At 58.9% G+C, this 16,503-nt stretch carries 19 protein-coding genes; 8 read left to right on the top strand and 11 right to left on the bottom strand.

What is annotated here, in order from left to right; all coding sequences use genetic code 11:
• Window positions 1-24: 24 nt before the first annotated feature.
• From ptsN to BN1118_RS01735, 8 genes are all read right to left on the bottom strand, one after another.
• A complete protein-coding gene (ptsN, locus tag BN1118_RS01770; RefSeq protein WP_042867845.1) occupies window positions 25-471 on the bottom strand; it encodes a PTS IIA-like nitrogen regulatory protein PtsN in 447 nt (148 codons plus the stop codon).
• Window positions 472-473: 2 nt separating this feature from the next.
• Window positions 474-761, bottom strand: coding sequence for a ribosome hibernation promoting factor (gene hpf / locus BN1118_RS01765; RefSeq protein WP_005305957.1), 288 nt, complete (start codon window positions 759-761; stop codon window positions 474-476).
• A gap of 21 nt (window positions 762-782) precedes the next feature.
• A complete protein-coding gene (locus BN1118_RS01760) occupies window positions 783-2,222 on the bottom strand; it encodes an RNA polymerase factor sigma-54 (protein WP_043554301.1) in 1,440 nt (479 codons plus the stop codon).
• 65 nt (window positions 2,223-2,287) lie between these two features.
• Window positions 2,288-3,013 (bottom strand): LPS export ABC transporter ATP-binding protein, encoded by a 726-nt coding sequence (lptB, locus tag BN1118_RS01755; protein ID WP_042867841.1) that lies wholly within the window; start codon window positions 3,011-3,013, stop codon window positions 2,288-2,290.
• Between the two features lie 3 nt (window positions 3,014-3,016).
• Window positions 3,017-3,544: a lipopolysaccharide transport periplasmic protein LptA gene (lptA, locus tag BN1118_RS01750; protein ID WP_042867839.1), complete on the bottom strand. Its 528-nt coding sequence runs from the start codon at window positions 3,542-3,544 to the stop codon at window positions 3,017-3,019.
• Window positions 3,531-4,091 carry an LPS export ABC transporter periplasmic protein LptC gene (lptC, locus tag BN1118_RS01745; RefSeq protein ID WP_043554300.1) on the bottom strand — a complete coding sequence of 187 codons (561 nt, stop codon included), beginning with the start codon at window positions 4,089-4,091 and terminating at the stop codon, window positions 3,531-3,533. The genes lptA and lptC overlap by 14 nt, the downstream gene beginning before the upstream one ends.
• Window positions 4,088-4,642: a 3-deoxy-manno-octulosonate-8-phosphatase KdsC gene (gene kdsC, locus BN1118_RS01740; protein ID WP_043554299.1), complete on the bottom strand. Its 555-nt coding sequence runs from the start codon at window positions 4,640-4,642 to the stop codon at window positions 4,088-4,090. Before kdsC ends, lptC begins: the two co-directional genes overlap by 4 nt.
• The gene (locus BN1118_RS01735) at window positions 4,642-5,637 is read right to left on the bottom strand and encodes a KpsF/GutQ family sugar-phosphate isomerase (protein WP_043140012.1); all 996 of its coding nucleotides are present in this window, start codon (window positions 5,635-5,637) and stop codon (window positions 4,642-4,644) included. Before BN1118_RS01735 ends, kdsC begins: the two co-directional genes overlap by 1 nt.
• Window positions 5,638-5,844: 207 nt before the next feature.
• Between BN1118_RS01735 and mlaF the strand changes: the two genes are divergently transcribed.
• Genes mlaF through murA form a run of 7 tightly spaced genes read left to right on the top strand, consistent with a single transcriptional unit; the run spans window position 5,845 to window position 10,364 of the window.
• The gene (gene mlaF / locus BN1118_RS01730) at window positions 5,845-6,645 is read left to right on the top strand and encodes a phospholipid ABC transporter ATP-binding protein MlaF (RefSeq protein ID WP_042868351.1); all 801 of its coding nucleotides are present in this window, start codon (window positions 5,845-5,847) and stop codon (window positions 6,643-6,645) included.
• Entirely contained in the window at window positions 6,645-7,424 is a 780-nt protein-coding gene (gene mlaE / locus BN1118_RS01725) for a lipid asymmetry maintenance ABC transporter permease subunit MlaE (RefSeq protein ID WP_042868353.1), read from the top strand. The genes mlaF and mlaE overlap by 1 nt, the downstream gene beginning before the upstream one ends.
• A gap of 7 nt (window positions 7,425-7,431) precedes the next feature.
• A complete protein-coding gene (gene mlaD, locus BN1118_RS01720) occupies window positions 7,432-7,923 on the top strand; it encodes an outer membrane lipid asymmetry maintenance protein MlaD (RefSeq protein WP_043554298.1) in 492 nt (163 codons plus the stop codon).
• A gap of 9 nt (window positions 7,924-7,932) precedes the next feature.
• On the top strand, window positions 7,933-8,565 hold the full coding sequence (gene mlaC, locus BN1118_RS01715; protein ID WP_042868357.1) for a phospholipid-binding protein MlaC: 633 nt from the start codon (window positions 7,933-7,935) through the stop codon (window positions 8,563-8,565).
• On the top strand, window positions 8,562-8,834 hold the full coding sequence (locus BN1118_RS01710) for an STAS domain-containing protein (RefSeq protein ID WP_042868359.1): 273 nt from the start codon (window positions 8,562-8,564) through the stop codon (window positions 8,832-8,834). Before mlaC ends, BN1118_RS01710 begins: the two co-directional genes overlap by 4 nt.
• Window positions 8,834-9,091, top strand: coding sequence for a BolA family iron metabolism protein IbaG (ibaG, locus tag BN1118_RS01705; protein WP_005306001.1), 258 nt, complete (start codon window positions 8,834-8,836; stop codon window positions 9,089-9,091). Before BN1118_RS01710 ends, ibaG begins: the two co-directional genes overlap by 1 nt.
• Window positions 9,092-9,107: 16 nt before the next feature.
• Window positions 9,108-10,364: a UDP-N-acetylglucosamine 1-carboxyvinyltransferase gene (gene murA, locus BN1118_RS01700; RefSeq protein ID WP_042868361.1), complete on the top strand. Its 1,257-nt coding sequence runs from the start codon at window positions 9,108-9,110 to the stop codon at window positions 10,362-10,364.
• A gap of 86 nt (window positions 10,365-10,450) precedes the next feature.
• Here the strand turns inward: murA and pmbA are convergent, their stop codons facing one another.
• Window positions 10,451-11,794, bottom strand: a complete 1,344-nt coding sequence (gene pmbA, locus BN1118_RS01695; protein ID WP_043140022.1) for a metalloprotease PmbA — start codon at window positions 11,792-11,794, stop codon at window positions 10,451-10,453.
• Between the two features lie 113 nt (window positions 11,795-11,907).
• Between pmbA and yjgA the strand changes: the two genes are divergently transcribed.
• Window positions 11,908-12,432, top strand: a complete 525-nt coding sequence (gene yjgA, locus BN1118_RS01690) for a ribosome biogenesis factor YjgA (RefSeq protein WP_042868365.1) — start codon at window positions 11,908-11,910, stop codon at window positions 12,430-12,432.
• A gap of 88 nt (window positions 12,433-12,520) precedes the next feature.
• On the opposite strand, the gene BN1118_RS01685 is transcribed toward yjgA, so the two are convergent.
• Entirely contained in the window at window positions 12,521-15,604 is a 3,084-nt protein-coding gene (locus BN1118_RS01685; RefSeq protein WP_043554296.1) for a transglycosylase domain-containing protein, read from the bottom strand.
• Window positions 15,605-15,821: 217 nt separating this feature from the next.
• On the bottom strand, window positions 15,822-16,139 hold the full coding sequence (gene tmaR / locus BN1118_RS01680; protein ID WP_042868369.1) for a PTS system regulator TmaR: 318 nt from the start codon (window positions 16,137-16,139) through the stop codon (window positions 15,822-15,824).
• Window positions 16,140-16,503 lie beyond the last annotated feature (364 nt).

Here is a 16,503-nt window from a genome sequence, read left to right as displayed (position 1 = left end):
GGGGTCATGACGGAGGCCTGCATCTCAGGCCGAGGTCATGATCTGATAGAGATCTTCATCGCTGGTTGCCTGGCGCAACTGGCGGCAAACCGCCTTGTCACCCAGTTTGGATGCCATCAGGGAAAGGGTCTTGAGGTGCTGCTTGCACTCGCTTTCCGGCACCAGCAGGGCAAAGAGCAGGTCAACCGGTTGATTGTCGATGGCGTCGAAGGGGATTGGCTCTGCGAAGGTCATCAGGATGGCGGTCGGCGGAAACTCGTCACCGATCCGGCCGTGGGGAATGGCGATACCGGCACCGATACCGGTACTGCCCATCTTTTCTCGGGCCAGCAGGCACTCGAATAACGCCTGACGAGAGGTCCCCAGGCGCTCAGCGGCTAATTCACTGATGATCTCAAGGGCGCGTTTCTTGCTGGTACAAGGGACCGCACTTTTGGTGCAGTCCCGACTCAGTATGTGTTCAAGTTGCATAGTTATTTTTGATTTAACTTATCTTTGTGCTTGATGATCTGCCGATCCAGCTTGTCCAGCAGGGTATCAATCGCAGCATACATGTCGGCATGCTGTGAATTGGCGAACACCTCGCCACCGCTGACATGCAGCTTGGCTTCGGCGATCTGGTTCAGTTTTTCTACGCTCAACACCACATGAACATTGTTGATGTGGTCAAAGTGACGCTCGAGTTTGGCAAATTTGTTGTTCACATAATCACGCAGAGCTTCGGTGATCTCGACATGGTGTCCGGTCAGGTTAATTTGCATAACGTCTTCCTTTTGTTTTGCCTAAACCAGGCGTTTGCGCTGATTGGATGGCGGGATCAACAAGGATTCACGGTACTTTGCGATCGTGCGTCTCGCCACCATAATACCCTGTTCGGCCAGCAAATCCGCGATCTTGCTATCACTTAGCGGCTTGGCGGGATTCTCTGCCGTCACCAGCTTCTTGATCAGCGCGCGAATTGCGGTCGATGAGCACTCTCCTCCTCCTTCAGTATTCACATGACTGGAGAAAAAAAACTTCAGTTCGAAGATGCCGCGGGGCGTATGCATGTATTTCTGGGTCGTTACCCGGGAAATGGTCGACTCATGCATCTCTACCGCTTCGGCGATGTCGTTGAGCACCATGGGCTTCATGGCCTCTTCACCATACTCGAAAAAGCCCTGCTGCTGCTCGACAATGCAGCTGGCCACCTTGAGCAGGGTGTCATTGCGACTCTCCAGGCTCTTGATGAACCACTTGGCCTCTTGCAGATGGGAACGGATGAACTGGGTATCCTGGCTGGTGCGCGCCTGGCGAGCCATGGCGGCATAGGTCTCGTTGACCCGGATGCGCGGCGCGGAATCGGGATTGAGCTCGACCACCCATTTGGTGCCCTTCTTGACCACGGTCACATCCGGGATCACGTACTGGGAGTCGCTCTGTATGATGCCATTGCCCGGTCTGGGCTCCAGCTGCTGGATGAGATCCAGCACCTCCTTGAGGTCACTCTCCTTGAGCCGGGTCTTGCGCGCCAGGGTGCGATAATCGCGATTGCCGAGCAAGTCCATGTGCTCGTTGATCACCTCTCTGGCCTCGGTGAGCCAGGGCAGTTCGGGGGCGTATTGACCGAGCTGGATCAACAGACATTCCTGTACCGAACGGGCGGCGATGCCGACCGGATCGAAATGCTGCACTCGCTTGAGCACGGCCTCAACCTCGTCGAGTTCCACCTCGACATCCTCGCTGCTCACCGCCGTCTGTATATCTTCGAGGGAGACGGTCAGATACCCGGAATCATCGATGGCATCTATGATGGCGAGGGCAATGGCGGCATCCAGATCGCTGAACGGCGTGAGTCGCATCTGCCACAGCAGATAGTCCTGCAGATTCTCGGTGGTTTCGCCCTGATAGACGCTGTCTTCCCCATCGTGGATGGGGCCTGCGCTCTGGGCCGTGCCGGCCGAGTAGACATCCTCCCAGGTGGTATCCACCGGCAACTCGTCCGGCATCTGATCCTGGGCCATGGCATCGCTGGAGTCGAGCTGACTGGCATCGACCGGCTCTTCCGGGCTGGTCTCCTGCACCTCATTCTCCTCTTGCTCCAGCAAGGGGTTGTTATCGAGCGCTTGCTGAATTTCCTGCTGGAGTTCCAGGGTGGAGAGCTGGAGCAGACGAATCGCTTGTTGTAATTGCGGCGTCATGGTCAGGGACTGACCGAGACGCAACTGTAATGTCGGCTTCATCTACGTCGGGATATCCTTATGTTCAGCGAGGCAGTCGTCACAGGAAATGAAGAGATGCCCCCTTACTATAGACTGAATTGATCGCCCAAATAGACGCGCTTGACCTGTTCATCGGCCAGTATCTCGGCCGGTGCACCTTCGGCAATCATCTTGCCGTGGCTGACGATATAAGCCTTCTCGCATACGTCCAGAGTCTCTCTGACGTTGTGGTCGGTGATCAAGACGCCCAGGCCTCTATCTTTCAGATGCTGGATGATCTTCTTGATGTCTATCACAGAAATGGGGTCGACCCCGGCAAACGGCTCATCCAGCAGGATAAAACGCGGCTCGGCCGCCAGCGCGCGGGCGATCTCGACCCGGCGTCGTTCCCCCCCGGACAGGCTCTGACCCAGGTTGTCGCGAATGTGGGTGATATTGAACTCTTCCAGCAACTGCTCGACCTTGTCTTCCCGCTCTTCGCGGCTCAGCCCCTTGCGGGTCTGCATGACCCCCATCAGGTTGTCGAACACCGACAGGCGGCGGAAGATGGAGGCCTCCTGCGGCAGATAGCCGATGCCGTTGCGGGCTCGGATATGCATGGGCTGCAGGCTGATGTCCTGATCGTCTATGGTGATGAGACCGGCATCGCTCTGCACCAGTCCCACTATCATGTAGAAGGAGGTGGTCTTGCCGGCGCCGTTCGGACCTAGCAATCCGACGATCTGGCCGGTACCCACTTCCAGGCTCACATCGCTGACCACCATGCGGCGCTTGTAACTTTTTTGCAGGCCGACTGCTTTCAACACTGCCATGGCTTATTTTCCCTGCTTCTTCTGATCGGCGGGCTTGTCGAAGTTCTCTACCTGATCCGGCAGGAACACCGTCTTGACGCGCTGGGTCGGGCCCTTGCTCTCGGCGATCATCTTCTGTTTGACGATGTCGTAGCGGATCAGATCGCCGTTGACCTGGCTGTCTTCCTGTTTGAGCTGGCCATTGCCGGTGATGGTCACCAGCCGGTTCTTCAGCTCGTAGCGGATGCTGTTGCCGTGGGCATTGACCGGCTTGCCGTTGTCCAGGATCTGGAAGAAGGTGGCGGGATTGCCATAGGCCGTCATGACCTCTGCCCCTTTCTCGCCGGAGCGGATCACCACTACCTTGTCGGCCTTAATCTTGATGGTGCCCTGAGTGATGATGACATCGTCACTGAAGGTGATGCGGTTGTCCTGCATCTCGGCCACCTGTTTGACCGCATCCACGTAGACCTTCTCGGCAAAGTCGGACTCTTTGGCGCTCACGGTGCCGCACAGCAGCAAGGCCGCGAGGGCCAGATTAACGTTTTTCATTGAAATAGATGGCATGGCCCTGGTCCAGTAATTCAAAATATTTGCGTTCCAGATGACCCTTCAGGCCAACGCCCTCGGTCTGGAAATCCTTACCCACTATGCTGACTTGCTGATTGCTTCTCACGTTCTGGGTCACCAGATCCAGCTCCATATAGGGGGTATCCAGCGTGGAGATGAAGGAGGTGGGCAGCAGGCCGTCCAGATGTACCTTGTCCCGCAGGATCACGTTGTCATCCGTGTTGAGCACGCCGGTATCGGCGGTGACTTTCCACTCGGCCTCGCCCTGCTTGTCGAACATGTAGACCACCGGCTTGTTGAAGGTGGCCTGTTCGAGGAGCTGGTAATACTCCGCATACTCGGACTCCAGCCGCTCGGTGCGCCGCCCATCGGCGTCAAAGCGGGTGGTGACCAGATTCTTGGCGGTGAAGTCCGGCTGATAGTTCTCGACCTTGGCGGTCGGCTCCGGCACCAGCTCTATGTCGCCGAGCTGCCAGGCGGCCAGCGCCACCAGAAACAGCAGGGCAAACAGCAGCGTCTGTCTGCTCATACCGATGCCTCTGGCTGATAGTTACCCAGCCCTTGTGCCTGCAGTATCAGGTCGCACACCTCGCGCACAGCACCCAGCCCACCGGCCAGTCGGGTCACCATGTCGGCCCGGGCCAGCACCAGTGGGTGGGCATCGGCCACGGCGATGCCGAGGCCACAGGCCTGCATCACCGGCAGATCTATGGTGTCATCACCCATGTAGGCGGCCTGCTCCGGCGTCAGCCCCAGCTTGGCCAGCAGTATCTCGAAGTGGGGCAGCTTCTGATCTGCCCCCTGCACCAGATGCTGCACACCCAGGCTCTTCATCCGGTCGCTGACGATGCGGGAGTTGCGCCCCGTGATGATGGCGATCTCGATCCCGGCGTTGAGCAGGGCGCGCATGCCGGCGCCGTCGCGGGTACAGAAGGTCTTCAGCTCTTCGCCATCATTGCCCATATAGATGAGGCCGTTGGAGAGAACTCCATCCACATCGCACACCAGCAGGCGGATCTGCGCCGCCCTGTCATACTGGCTGCGCGTCACCGGACCGTAGAGGGTCGGTACGTTTTGCATCAAATTACTCCGGCTTTCAGCAGGTCGTGCATGTTGAAGGCACCCAGTGGGCGCTTGTCCTCATCCACCACCAGTAATCCGTTGATCTTTCTGGTTTCCATCAATTTGACGGCTTCTGCCGCCATCATCTCGGGTCCTACGGTAACACAGTTGGCCGTCATCACCTTGGCGATCGGGGTGTGATGGATATCCACCTGCAGATCCAGGATGCGGCGCAAGTCACCATCGGTAAAGAGCCCGGCCAGCCGGCCATCGGCGTCGACGACCGCCGTCATCCCCAGCCCCTTGCGACTCACTTCCAGCAGCGCCTGGCTGATGGTGGCATCTATCCCCACCCGGGGCAACAGCTCGCCGCTGTGCATCAGGTCACCGACCCGCAGCAGCAACCGCTTGCCCAGCGACCCGCCCGGGTGAGAAAGGGCGAAATCGTCGGCGGTGAAACCACGGGCTTCCAGCAGGGCAACCGCCAGAGCGTCCCCCATCACCAGAGTGGCTGTGGTGCTGGAGGTGGGCGCCAGCCCGAGCGGGCACGCCTCCTTCTCGACCCGCACGCACAGGTGCACGTTCGCTTCCTTGGCCATGGTGGAGGCGGGATTGCCCGTCATGCAGATCAACTGGATGCCACGGCGCTTGAGCACCGGCAGCAGGGCCAGGATCTCGTCACTCTCGCCCGAGTTGGAGATGGCGATGATGAGATCGCCGCTGGAGATCATCCCCAGATCCCCGTGACTGGCTTCGCCAGGGTGCAGGAAGAAGGCGGGGGTGCCGGTGCTGGCCAGGGTGGCAGCAATCTTGCTCCCGACATGACCTGACTTGCCCATGCCGGTGACCACTATCTTGCCACTGCAGCGCAGCACCAGGTTGCATGCCTGATCGAAGGCATCATTCAGGTACTGATAGAGTCCATCAATCGCTTGTTTTTCAATGTCCAGCACGGTACGGGCGCTGCGACGAAAATCGAACAGTTCAGACACTTTTTCAGGCTTTACAGACATAAAGGCACAGCTCCGGGCCGAAATTTGCTGCGGGATTATAAAAAAGTCTGTCGAGATAAGCGAATCGGATACTTCTCGGTCCTAAAAGAGAGACAATTGGTTACACAAAACTGTCGCGCTTTTGGGCAGGCAGGCTGTTCAATAGTTGTTCCTTGCTGTTGCTTAGACCTAGACTAGCCCATAAAATTCGCTCTTCATTTACACCGGATGGACAATTGTTTGAACAATGACCTTATCACCATCTCCGATCTGACCTTCAGTCACGGAGATCGGCTGTTATACGACGGGATCAACCTGACCATTCCCCGTGGCAAGGTCACTGCGGTCATGGGCCCGAGCGGCATCGGCAAGACCACCTTGCTGCGGCTGATCGGTGGCCAGCTCAAGCCTGAGTCCGGTCATATCCTGTTTGACGGGGAAGATATCCCCACCCTCTCCCGCTCCCGCCTGTACGAGGTGCGCAAGCGGATGAGCATGCTGTTCCAGAGCGGCGCCCTGTTTACCGGCATGACGGTCTACGACAACGTGGCCTTCCCGCTGCGGGAGCACTCAGGCCTGCCGGACGAGCTGATCCACACCATCGTCATGATGAAGTTGCAGGCGGTCGGTTTGCGTGGCGCAGCGAAACTGATGCCGTCCGAACTCTCCGGCGGCATGGCCCGCCGAGCGGCGCTGGCCAGATCCATAGCGCTGGATCCGGACCTCATCATGTATGACGAGCCGTTCGTCGGCCAGGATCCCATCACAATGGCGGTGCTGGTCAAGCTGATCAAGGAGCTGAACGGAGCCCTCGGTATCACCTCCGTCATCGTCACCCACGACGTGAAAGAGGTGCTGAGCATAGCCGACTACGCCTATATCATCGCCAACCGCAAGGTGGTGGCACACGGCACGCCGGATCAGCTGCGCGAGGAGCACAATCCCGAAGTCGAGCAGTTCCTCAAAGGATTGCCCGACGGTCCTGTTCCGTTCCATTTTCCGGCAGGCGACCTGCTACAGGATCTGTGATGTTGATAAGCCAAGTAAGCAAGCTGGGCCGGGTCGGAGTGCGTTTCATCAGCTCCATCGGCCGCGCCACCATAATGCTGTTTCATGCGCTGGCGGGCAAACCCGAGCCGCGCAAACACTTCCCCCTGCTGCTTCAGCAGCTGTATGTGGTGGGCGTGCAGTCCGTTGCCATCATACTGGTGTCCGGTCTCTTCATCGGCATGGTGCTCTCGTTGCAGGGTTACAACGTATTGAAAGACTTCGGTGCCGAGCAGAGCCTGGGCCCGCTGGTCTCCCTCTCCCTGTTGCGGGAATTGGGCCCGGTCGTGACGGCGCTGCTGTTTGCCGGCCGTGCCGGGTCTGCCCTCACCGCCGAGATAGGTCTGATGAAGGCAACAGAACAGCTCTCCAGCCTGGAGATGATGGCGGTAGACCCGCTCCGCCGGGTGGTGGCTCCCCGCTTCTGGGCCGGGGTCATCAGCATGCCGCTGCTGGCCTTCATGTTCAGCCTGATCGGCATCTTCGGCGGCAAGCTGGTCGGTGTGGATTGGCTGGGGGTGGACGAAGGGGGCTTCTGGTCCGCCATGCAGGCCTCAGTCGACTGGCAGGATGACATCATGCAAGGGGCGATCAAGAGTGTGATCTTCGCACTGGTTGTCACCTGGATTGCGCTCTTTAACGGTTATGATGCCAAGCCGACCTCGGCCGGGATCAGTCAGGCCACGACCCGTACCGTGGTCCACTCCTCCCTGGCCGTGCTCGGCCTGGATTTTATACTCACCGCAGTCATGTTTGGATAAGGTAAAGATGAAGTTCAGCAAAGTAGAATTCCTGGTTGGCGCCTTCATGCTGGCCGGCATCGGTGCCATTCTGGCCTTGGCACTGCAAGTAGCAGGTTTGAGTTTCAAACCGGAAGGAGAAACCTATACCCTGCGCGCCCATTTCGATAATATCGGCGGCCTGAAAGTACGTTCACCGGTCAAGGTCGGTGGCGTCGTCGTCGGCCGGGTCAGCGCCATCACCCTGGATACCAAGAGCCAGGTGCCAGTCGTCTCCCTGCAGATGCAGAAGAGTGCCGGCGAGTTTTCTGAAACCAGCACCCTATCCATCCTGACCTCCGGCCTGCTCGGTGAGCAGTACATAGGCCTGATGCCGGGTTTCACCGACGAGGAGATGGGGACCAGCATGCTCAAGGATGGCGACATGATTGAAGACACCAAATCCGCCATTGTGCTGGAAGACCTGATTGGCAAGTTCCTCTACAGCCAGTCTTCCGACACCAAGTCAGACAGCAAGTAAGGAGTAACCATGTTCAAGAAGATCGCCCTGCTGCTGGGCCTGATGACCAGCATGCTGTTTTCCCTGGTCGCTCACGCCACCGATGCCACCGATCCCTATGCCCTGGTGGACGAAGCGGCCAAGCAGACCTTTGCCCGCCTGAAGGCGGACAAGTCCCAGGTGAAGAGCAACCCGGATCACCTGCGGGTCATCATACGTGAAGAGCTGCTGCCCTACGTGGACAACCGCTTCGCCGCCTACAAGGTGCTCGGCAACCAGATCAAGCAGACCACCCCGGCCCAGCGTGACGCCTTCGTCGAGGTATTCACCGAGTACATGGTGAGCTCCTACGCCGATGCGCTGGCGCACTTCGACAAGCAGACCGTCAAGGTCGAGCCTGGCAAGGCGCCGGGTGACAGCAACATCACGGCCGTCAACGTCAGCGTGAAAGAGACCGGCAAACCGGACATCTTCCTCGAGTTCAAGCTGCGCAAGAACAACAAGACCGGCGAATGGAAAGCCTTCGACATGGTCGCCGAAGGGATCAGCCTGCTCTCTGCCAAGCAGAACGAGCTGGGTGGCCTCATTCGCCAGAACGGCATAGATGCGGTGATCGCCCAGCTGCGCGCCCACAATGCCAAGCCACTGGTCATCAAGTCATGAGACTGAGCGGCGAGCTGCAGGCACCCCAGGTCGTTGAGCTGTGGCAACGCCGCGCCGACTGGTGGCAGGAAGATCGGCTCGAACTGGGCGAAGTCACCACGTTGGACTCCGCAGGACTGGCCCTGCTGGTCAAATGGGCCAAAGCCGCATTGGCACGAGGCGCCACACCGCAACTGGTGGGCGCCTCCACTGATTTTTATACCCTGGCCAACCTGTACGGGGTGGCCGGGCTGTTTCAGTCAACCCCGCTCACAACTGAGGACGCATAATGCAAGTCTCTGAAATTGAAGCGATACTCCTCGAGGCTCTGCCATTGTCCGAAGTCCATGTCAAAGGGGACGGTAGTCACTATCAAGTGATCGCCGTCGGTGACATGTTTGACGGTATGAGCCGGGTCAAGAAGCAGCAGGCCATCTATGCCCCGCTGATGGACAAGATCGCCAGCAACGCCATTCACGCACTCTCCATCAAGGCCTTTACCGATGCCGAGTGGAAGCGCGAACGTAAATTCCTACTGCCCTCCTGATTTGGTATCTAAGTAAATGGACAAATTTAAAATTGATGGTCGTTGTACTCTCAACGGCGAAGTGACCATCTCTGGCGCCAAAAACGCCGCCCTGCCTATCCTGTTCGCCACCCTGCTGTGTGATGAAGAGATCCACCTCTCCAACGTACCGCGCCTGAAAGACGTGGGTACCACCATCAAGCTGCTGGAGATGCTGGGCGCCACCACCAAGGTCAACGGCAACGTGACAGTGCTGACCGGTGCGGTGAACAACCACGTCGCCCCCTACGAGCTGGTGAAGACAATGCGCGCCTCCATCCTGGCGCTGGGCCCGCTGGCCGCCCGTTTCGGTGCTGCCGACGTCTCCCTGCCCGGCGGCTGCGCCATCGGTGCCCGTCCGGTCAACCTGCACGTCCACGGCCTGGAGCTGATGGGTGCCAAGATCACCATCGAGGATGGTTATATCAAGGCCCGCGTTGACGGCCGTCTGAAAGGCGCCCACATCCTGATGGACATGGTTTCCGTTACAGGCACCGAGAACCTGATGATGGCCGCTACTCTGGCCGACGGGCGCACCGTGATCGAAAACGCCGCACGCGAGCCGGAAGTGGTCGATCTGGCCCACTTCCTCAATGCGCTGGGTGCCAAGATCCAGGGCGCGGGTACCGATACCCTGACCATAGACGGTGTCGAGCGTCTGCACGGTGGCAGCTACAGCGTGCAACCTGACCGCATCGAAACCGGTACCTTCCTGGTGGGCGCTGCGGTTACCGGCGGCAAGATCACCTGCCGCAAGACGGATCCCTCCCTGCTGGAAGCCGTGCTGGTCAAGCTGGAAGAGGCGGGTGCCCTGATCGAGAAGGGCGCTGACTGGATCAGCCTCGACATGACGGGTCGTACCCTCAAGCCGGTCACCATCAAGACGGCCCCTTACCCGGCCTTCCCGACCGACATGCAGGCACAGTTCACAGTGCTGAACGCCGTCGCCAAGGGCACAGGCATGGTCACAGAGACCATCTTCGAGAATCGCTTCATGCACGTACCTGAGCTGGTACGGATGGGCGCAGACATCGAACTGCAAGGCAACGTGGCCATCTGCCGTGACACCGAGCAACTCAAGGGTGCCCAGGTGATGGCGACCGATCTGCGCGCCTCCGCCAGTCTGGTGCTGGCCGGCTTCGTGGCCGAAGGCTCCACCATAGTCGACCGCATCTATCACATCGACCGTGGCTACGAAGACATAGAGCACAAGCTGCAGGCCCTGGGTGGCCGCATCGAGCGCATCAAGGGCTGATTTTCCCTGATCGCAGGCTGATAAAAAGGCCCCCTCGCGTTGGCGAGGGGGCCTTTTTCATGGCATCGATTTCGTGGGAACGGGGATCAGTGACCCGCCAGCTTCATATTTTCGACCAGCACAGAGCCGGTCTTGAGGCTGGAGCGCTCATCTTCGTCGCTGCCCACCGCCACTATATGGCTGAACATCTCGGTCAGATTGCCGGCTATGGTGATCTCTTCGACCGGGTAGGCTATTTCGCCATTCTCGACCCAGAAGCCGGCGGCGCCACGGGAGTAGTCGCCATTGACGATGTTGACCCCCTGCCCCATCAGCTCGGTCACCAGCAGGCCTGTGCCCAACTCCTTGAGCATCTCCTGGAAATTCTGACCCGTGCTGGAAACCTGCCAGTTGTGGATGCCACCGGCATGACCCGTAGTGGTCAACCCCAGCTTGCGGGCCGAATAGGAGGTGAGCAGCCAGCTCATCAGCTCGCCGTTGCGTACTATGTCCATGTCGCGGGTACGCACCCCTTCCCCATCGAACGGGGTACTAGCCAGCCCGCCCAGCAGGTGGGGGAACTCCTGAATGGTGAGCCACTCGGGCAGGATCTGCTTGCCCAGCTTGTCCAGCAGGAAGCTCGACTTGCGATAGAGATTGCCACCGCTGATGGCCATCACCAGATGGCCCCACAGGCCGGCGGCCGTGTCGGGGTGAAACAGCACGGGAGCATGACGGGTGGAGATCTTGCGAGCGCCGAGGCGGGAGACGGTGCGTTCCACCGCCTCGTCGGCGATGCGCTGCGGGCTCCATAGCCCGGCCAGATCGCGGCTGGAGGAGTAGCCGTAATCCCGCTGCATGTCGCCATCCTGCTCACCGATCAGCACACAGCTCAGGGAGTTGCGTGACGCCGCATAGCCTTTGACGAAGCCGTGGCTGTTGCCATAGACCTTGATGCCGAGGTGGCTGGAGAAACCTGCCCCGTCGGAATGCTTGATGCGGGCATCGCGACCCAGCGCCAGCCGCTCGCACTCGATGGCCAGCTCGATGCCGCGCTGGGGATCCAGTTCGATTTGGTGGCACAGTTGCAAATCGGGGGCATCCCAGGCCAGCAGGTCCGCATCAGCCAGACCGGCGCAGTCATCGGGCGAGGTGTGGCGGGCTATCTCCATGGCCGCTTCGACGGCGGCGCGGATGGCCGGCTTGCCCAGATCGGTAGTCGAGGAGGATCCCTTGCAGCCATCGCGATAAACGGCGATGCCAAGGGCACCATCCTTGTTGAATTCGATACTTTCCAGTTCACAACCGCGGGTGTTCACCGACAACCCAGTCTGCTTGCTGATGGAGACTTCGGCCAGCGAGGCACCCAGTCCCTTGGCTATCTCCAGTGCCTCGGCAACGACGGCCTCGAGATGGGCTTGATCCTGGCGAATTTGGTCTTGCTGATCCATAACTCACATCTGTATGAAGGAAGGAAAGGGGGCTAAGCATATCAGACCCCTGCGCCCAGCGGGAGAAGCTGGTAACATATCCACCAACGTGAATGACAGGAATCAAGAGACCGATGAGTCAATATCAAGACGACAACGAGTTGGAAGACTGGGGCCCCAGCAAGACCCAGCTCAAGCGCGATGCGGAAGTGCTGCAGAAGCTGGGCGCGGAGATAGTCTCCCTGAGCCACAGCGAGCTGGAAAAAATCCCGTTGGATGAAGAGCTTGCAGATGCTGTCGAGCTGGGCCGCAAACTCAAGCCCAAGAAGGATGAGTCCTTCCGTCGCCATTTGCAGTTCATCGGCCGTCTGATGCGCAGCCGTGATATCGAACCGATTGAAGAAGCGCTCTCCATTATCAAGAACCGCCATTCCACCGTGAATGCCCGCCTGCATCGTCTGGAGCAGTGGCGTGAGCGCCTGATCACCGAAGGTGATAGCGCCTTGAACGAGCTGATGTCCCAGTTTCATGAGCTGGACCGCCAGAAGCTGCGTCAGCTGATCCGTTCCGCCAACAAGGAACGGGAACTGAACAAGCCGCCGGTCGCCTATCGCGAAATGTACCAGTACCTGCGCGGTGAAATAGAAAACCTGCTGTAAGTGATGGCTCACGCCCCATGGCGAGCAGCAATCGACACAGCGTAAAACGGGGCCATATTGGCCCCGTTTTTTTATGCAGCTCTGCGCGCTAGTTGCCAGCGAGGCACTGGGTATGGGTACCGGGTTGCAGATAAGGCATCAGCAGTGGCGCCATCCCCTTGAGTACCTGCACCGGCAGGGCAGAGGTGAAGCGGAACTTGTCTGACTGGCTGCCCGGCACATAGGCGGTCAGGGTACCGAAGTGATCCTCCCCCAGATAGAAGACGAAGGTCGCGGTCCGGTTGCGTGCCAACGAGCTGGTCACGTTGCCATAACGGCCGACCGTTTCGATCCGGTTGTCACCCGTGCCCGTCTTGCCCCCCATCGGCAGGACTGTGCCATCCGGCAGGGCAAAGGCGCCGGCTATACGCCTGGCGGTTCCCCCTTCCACCACCTTCGACAGCGCATTGCGCAACGCGGTCGCCACCTCGGCCGGCAGCACCCGGGTGCCTTCGGTATGGAGCGGTTCAAACGCTGTCTCGAACGGCGTGCCCTTGGCGAACGAGAGGTGCTCGATACGCAGGGTCGGCGCACGAATGCCACCGTTCTGGATGATCCCCATCAGCTCGGCCAGTGCTGCGGGTCTGTCCCCCGAGCTGCCCAGAGCCGTCGCCAGCGAGGGGACCAGGTGATCGAACGGGTAGCCCAGTCTGGCCCAGCGTTGGTGAATATCGAGGAAAGCCTCGACCTCCAGCATGGTGCGGATACGGCTGTCCCTGGCACTGCGGTGACGGGTCTTGAACAGCCAGCTGTACACCTCTTGGCGCTCATCACGGCTGGCTTCGACCGCATCGGCAAAGGTCGCCTTGTCAAACTCCTTGAGGTAGGAGAGCAGCCACAGCTCCAGCGGGTGAACCCGGGCTATGTAGCCCTGATCCGGCAGCGAATACTTGCCGGGACCATAGCTGGTATAGAGCTGCTCTATCCGCCGGTCGCTCAGCTTGTCACGCGGCAGTCGCTTGGCCAGGAAGGCGGCAAAGGTCTCCTGCGAGGCATCCGGCATCAGGTAGCGATGCACGGCGGCGAGCCGCACTGCGCTGGGCTTGAGGCCATCCAAGAAGGTGTCGAGCTGCTCATCTGCAGTCTTGCCGCGATACTTGCGCCAGAAGCGCAGCAGATAAGTCTGGCCCTCTTTATCGGCAAACTTGGCCAGATACTCGGTACGGCGCGGATCCTTGTCATCCTTGAGCAGCTGGGCACGGTTGCCCTCCCGATACAGGCTGTAGCGCACTATATCGCGCATCAGACGCACGAACGGCAGGTTGATGGACTCGCGCAGCGCGTCGCGGATCGCCGGAATGCGACCGTTATCCTCACGACGGAAGTTGTTGAAGGTATGCATGCCACCACCGGTGAAGAAACCTTCGCTCGGGCTGGCGGAATACTTGCGATCCAGCGCGGCCTCCAGCATAAGTGGCAGGCTCTTGTCCTTGGCCGTCATCAGATAGGAGACGGCCCAGCGGCTGATGTTGTCCTGATTTGATACCTCGATCTTGCGCAGGCTCTCCGCAGACATGTCCGCATAGCTGTCGTGCAGCTCGGACACTATCTCCAGATAGGTGGTCAATACCCGCAACTTGGCGGTGGACCCCAGCTCCAGCTTGCTGCCCTCGTTGATATCGAACGGCTGATCCGTGTTGTCAGTCTGCACCCGCACCTTGAAGCCTTCCGGCGACTTCTCGAACAGGGTAAAGCTGTATTTCACGTCCCCCGTCTTCTCCGGCGAGAGCAGGCGCTCACCAAACAGCCCTACCTGGGCTGCGATGGCGGGGTCTGCCAGCTGCTGCAGGTAGCGGGAAATCTCGTTTTGCAGCGGCATGTTGAGGCTGGTGTCAGCGGTCAGATCCATCCGGTCCAGATCATACAACTGCACCCCGAGCTGGCGACTGAGACGGGTACGCGCGACCTGCAAACCCTTGTTGTTGTTTACCTTGGTCATCGCAGGGGACTGCAGGAAGTCGCGGAAACCTATCTTGGCCTTGAGAGCAGCCTCCATCAATGGCGGCGTGATCATTCCCTCCTGCACGAACAGGCGCAGATAGCTGTCGGTCAGGGTCGCCAGTGCATCGCGCCCCTGTGCCAGATAGTAGGAGGGGCGACGGTGGGCAATCATCAGCGAGACTACCTGACGCAAGGCGAGCCCTTGCTCTGCAAGCGGTGCATCCTGGTTGCGGGCCGGATCCAGCAGACGATTGACCTCGTCCACGTTGGCACCAAACCAGACCCAGAGGCCATCACCCAAGCCATGCACCTCGCCATAACCTGGAGCGGCGGAGAGCGGAACCGAGTTGAGGTAGGCCCAGGCTACCAGCTTGCGCGCCTCCAGCGTCTTGGGGCCCAGGCGATAGGCGCGCACGCTGGCCGAGGCCATCTGGCGGATCTTCTCGGTGGGAGATAGCGTCAGACCGTCCGGTGAGTGACGATACTTCTCGACCTGAGTCGCCAGTGTGCTGCCACCGGCGGACTGATCCTGCATATCCAGCGCCTTGCCGACCTGGGACATGGCTGCCTTGGCAAAACGGGGCCAATCCACCGCCGGGTTCGCCAGCGGTTGCTCGTTGCTCAGCAGATCACGGTTCTCGATGAACAGCAGCGACTGTATGACCAGCGGCGGGATGGAGGCAAAATCCGGGTAATAGTGGGTCGGATACTTGAACTGATAGAAGGGCTCGGCCCGGCAGTCATGCAGCGTCAGCCCAGCCTGCACCTTCTCGGTATAGGGAACGAAAAAACCACGACTGGCATAGTCATAGAGCGCATCGGAAAAATGCACCTGCTCGCTGACCTGATAACCCCGTTGCAGCAAGCGCTCTTGCATCATGGGCAGCAGCACGTAACCGAGCCGCTTGTCGAAGGGGCCATCATCGGGGAAGGCTATCTGTTTGCTGGGGCCCGGCTCGACCTGATAGGTCAGCTTAGCAGCATAGCGGGAGATCTCCTGCGACTGCAGCCTCGATGTCTGCATCTCATAGCCAACCAGGGCGATCACGGCAGCCAGGCACAGCAAAAAGAGAAAACAGAACAACCAGCGCCACCAGGGACGACGTTTGCGCGTGTATTTGCCGTCCGCGCGTGGGACGGATGAATCCTGAGATGCCACTTTGTTCAAATCCGTCTGTTCTGATGCGCCCATATCAGCCCCACCATGGTTGCGCAATTTATTGTGTTTCACTCAAGCTTAGTCTTTTCAAGTCAATGGCTTGAAAACTATTGACCGCTTTGTAGTGATGGTAACAGGGCGATTATAAAAAGGGGAGCCGATTGTTGCAGCGCGCGAAGAGATCCGAGCTGATGGCGGAAAACAAAACACCGGCCAAAAGCCGGTGTTTTCAGGTAGCAGCTAGGCTGGACTACTTGCTGGAGCTCATGGCCTTGAGCTTGGAGCTCAGATCTTTACGCTCTTTGGACAGCTCGGCATTCTTGATGATGTGATCGTCGACGCGCTCTTCATAGTCGGTACGCATGTTGGCGATGATGGCCTGAACCTCATCTATGCTCATACCCGGCTTGATGTAGTCGCTCAGGTTGTCGAGCAGCAGTACCCGCTTCTGGTTATCACGGATCTTCTTCTCGTTGTCGGCGATCTCGCGCTTGAGTTTGTTCTGGCGACGGGACATACGCACATATTCCAGTACATCGCTGAAGGTGGACTTGTTTACTTGTTCCATATCGATACCACTGACTTAAGGTTGATAAAAGCAGGCCAAGTTACGCCCGTACCAGAGAGAAAAAAGGAGAGGGTACAGGCAAACTCAAGATGCCCTTTACTCTACCGAGTTATGAAGCAGATACAACCCTAATTGCAGGCTTGGCGCCGTGTTTCGGCGGCAGAGAGTCGAGTGGAGAACCAAATGGACAGGCCACCATGAGGTAGCAATTATCACATCAGCAAACAAGGGAGCGAAGGGCCTTGTTATTTGAGCAAAGGTGATAGGGAAAGCTGGTTATGGGGTAATAAGAGACAAAATATGACCAGAATTGCGCAAAATGGCTGCTGACATGCCAATTTCAAGCAATAAAAAAGCCCGCTCA

Origin of the sequence: Aeromonas bestiarum (assembly GCF_000819745.1) — a bacterium.
Taxonomy (GTDB): domain Bacteria; phylum Pseudomonadota; class Gammaproteobacteria; order Enterobacterales; family Aeromonadaceae; genus Aeromonas; species Aeromonas bestiarum.
Note: the sequence above shows the minus strand (reverse complement) of the source record. Positions and strands in the feature narration are given on the sequence as shown.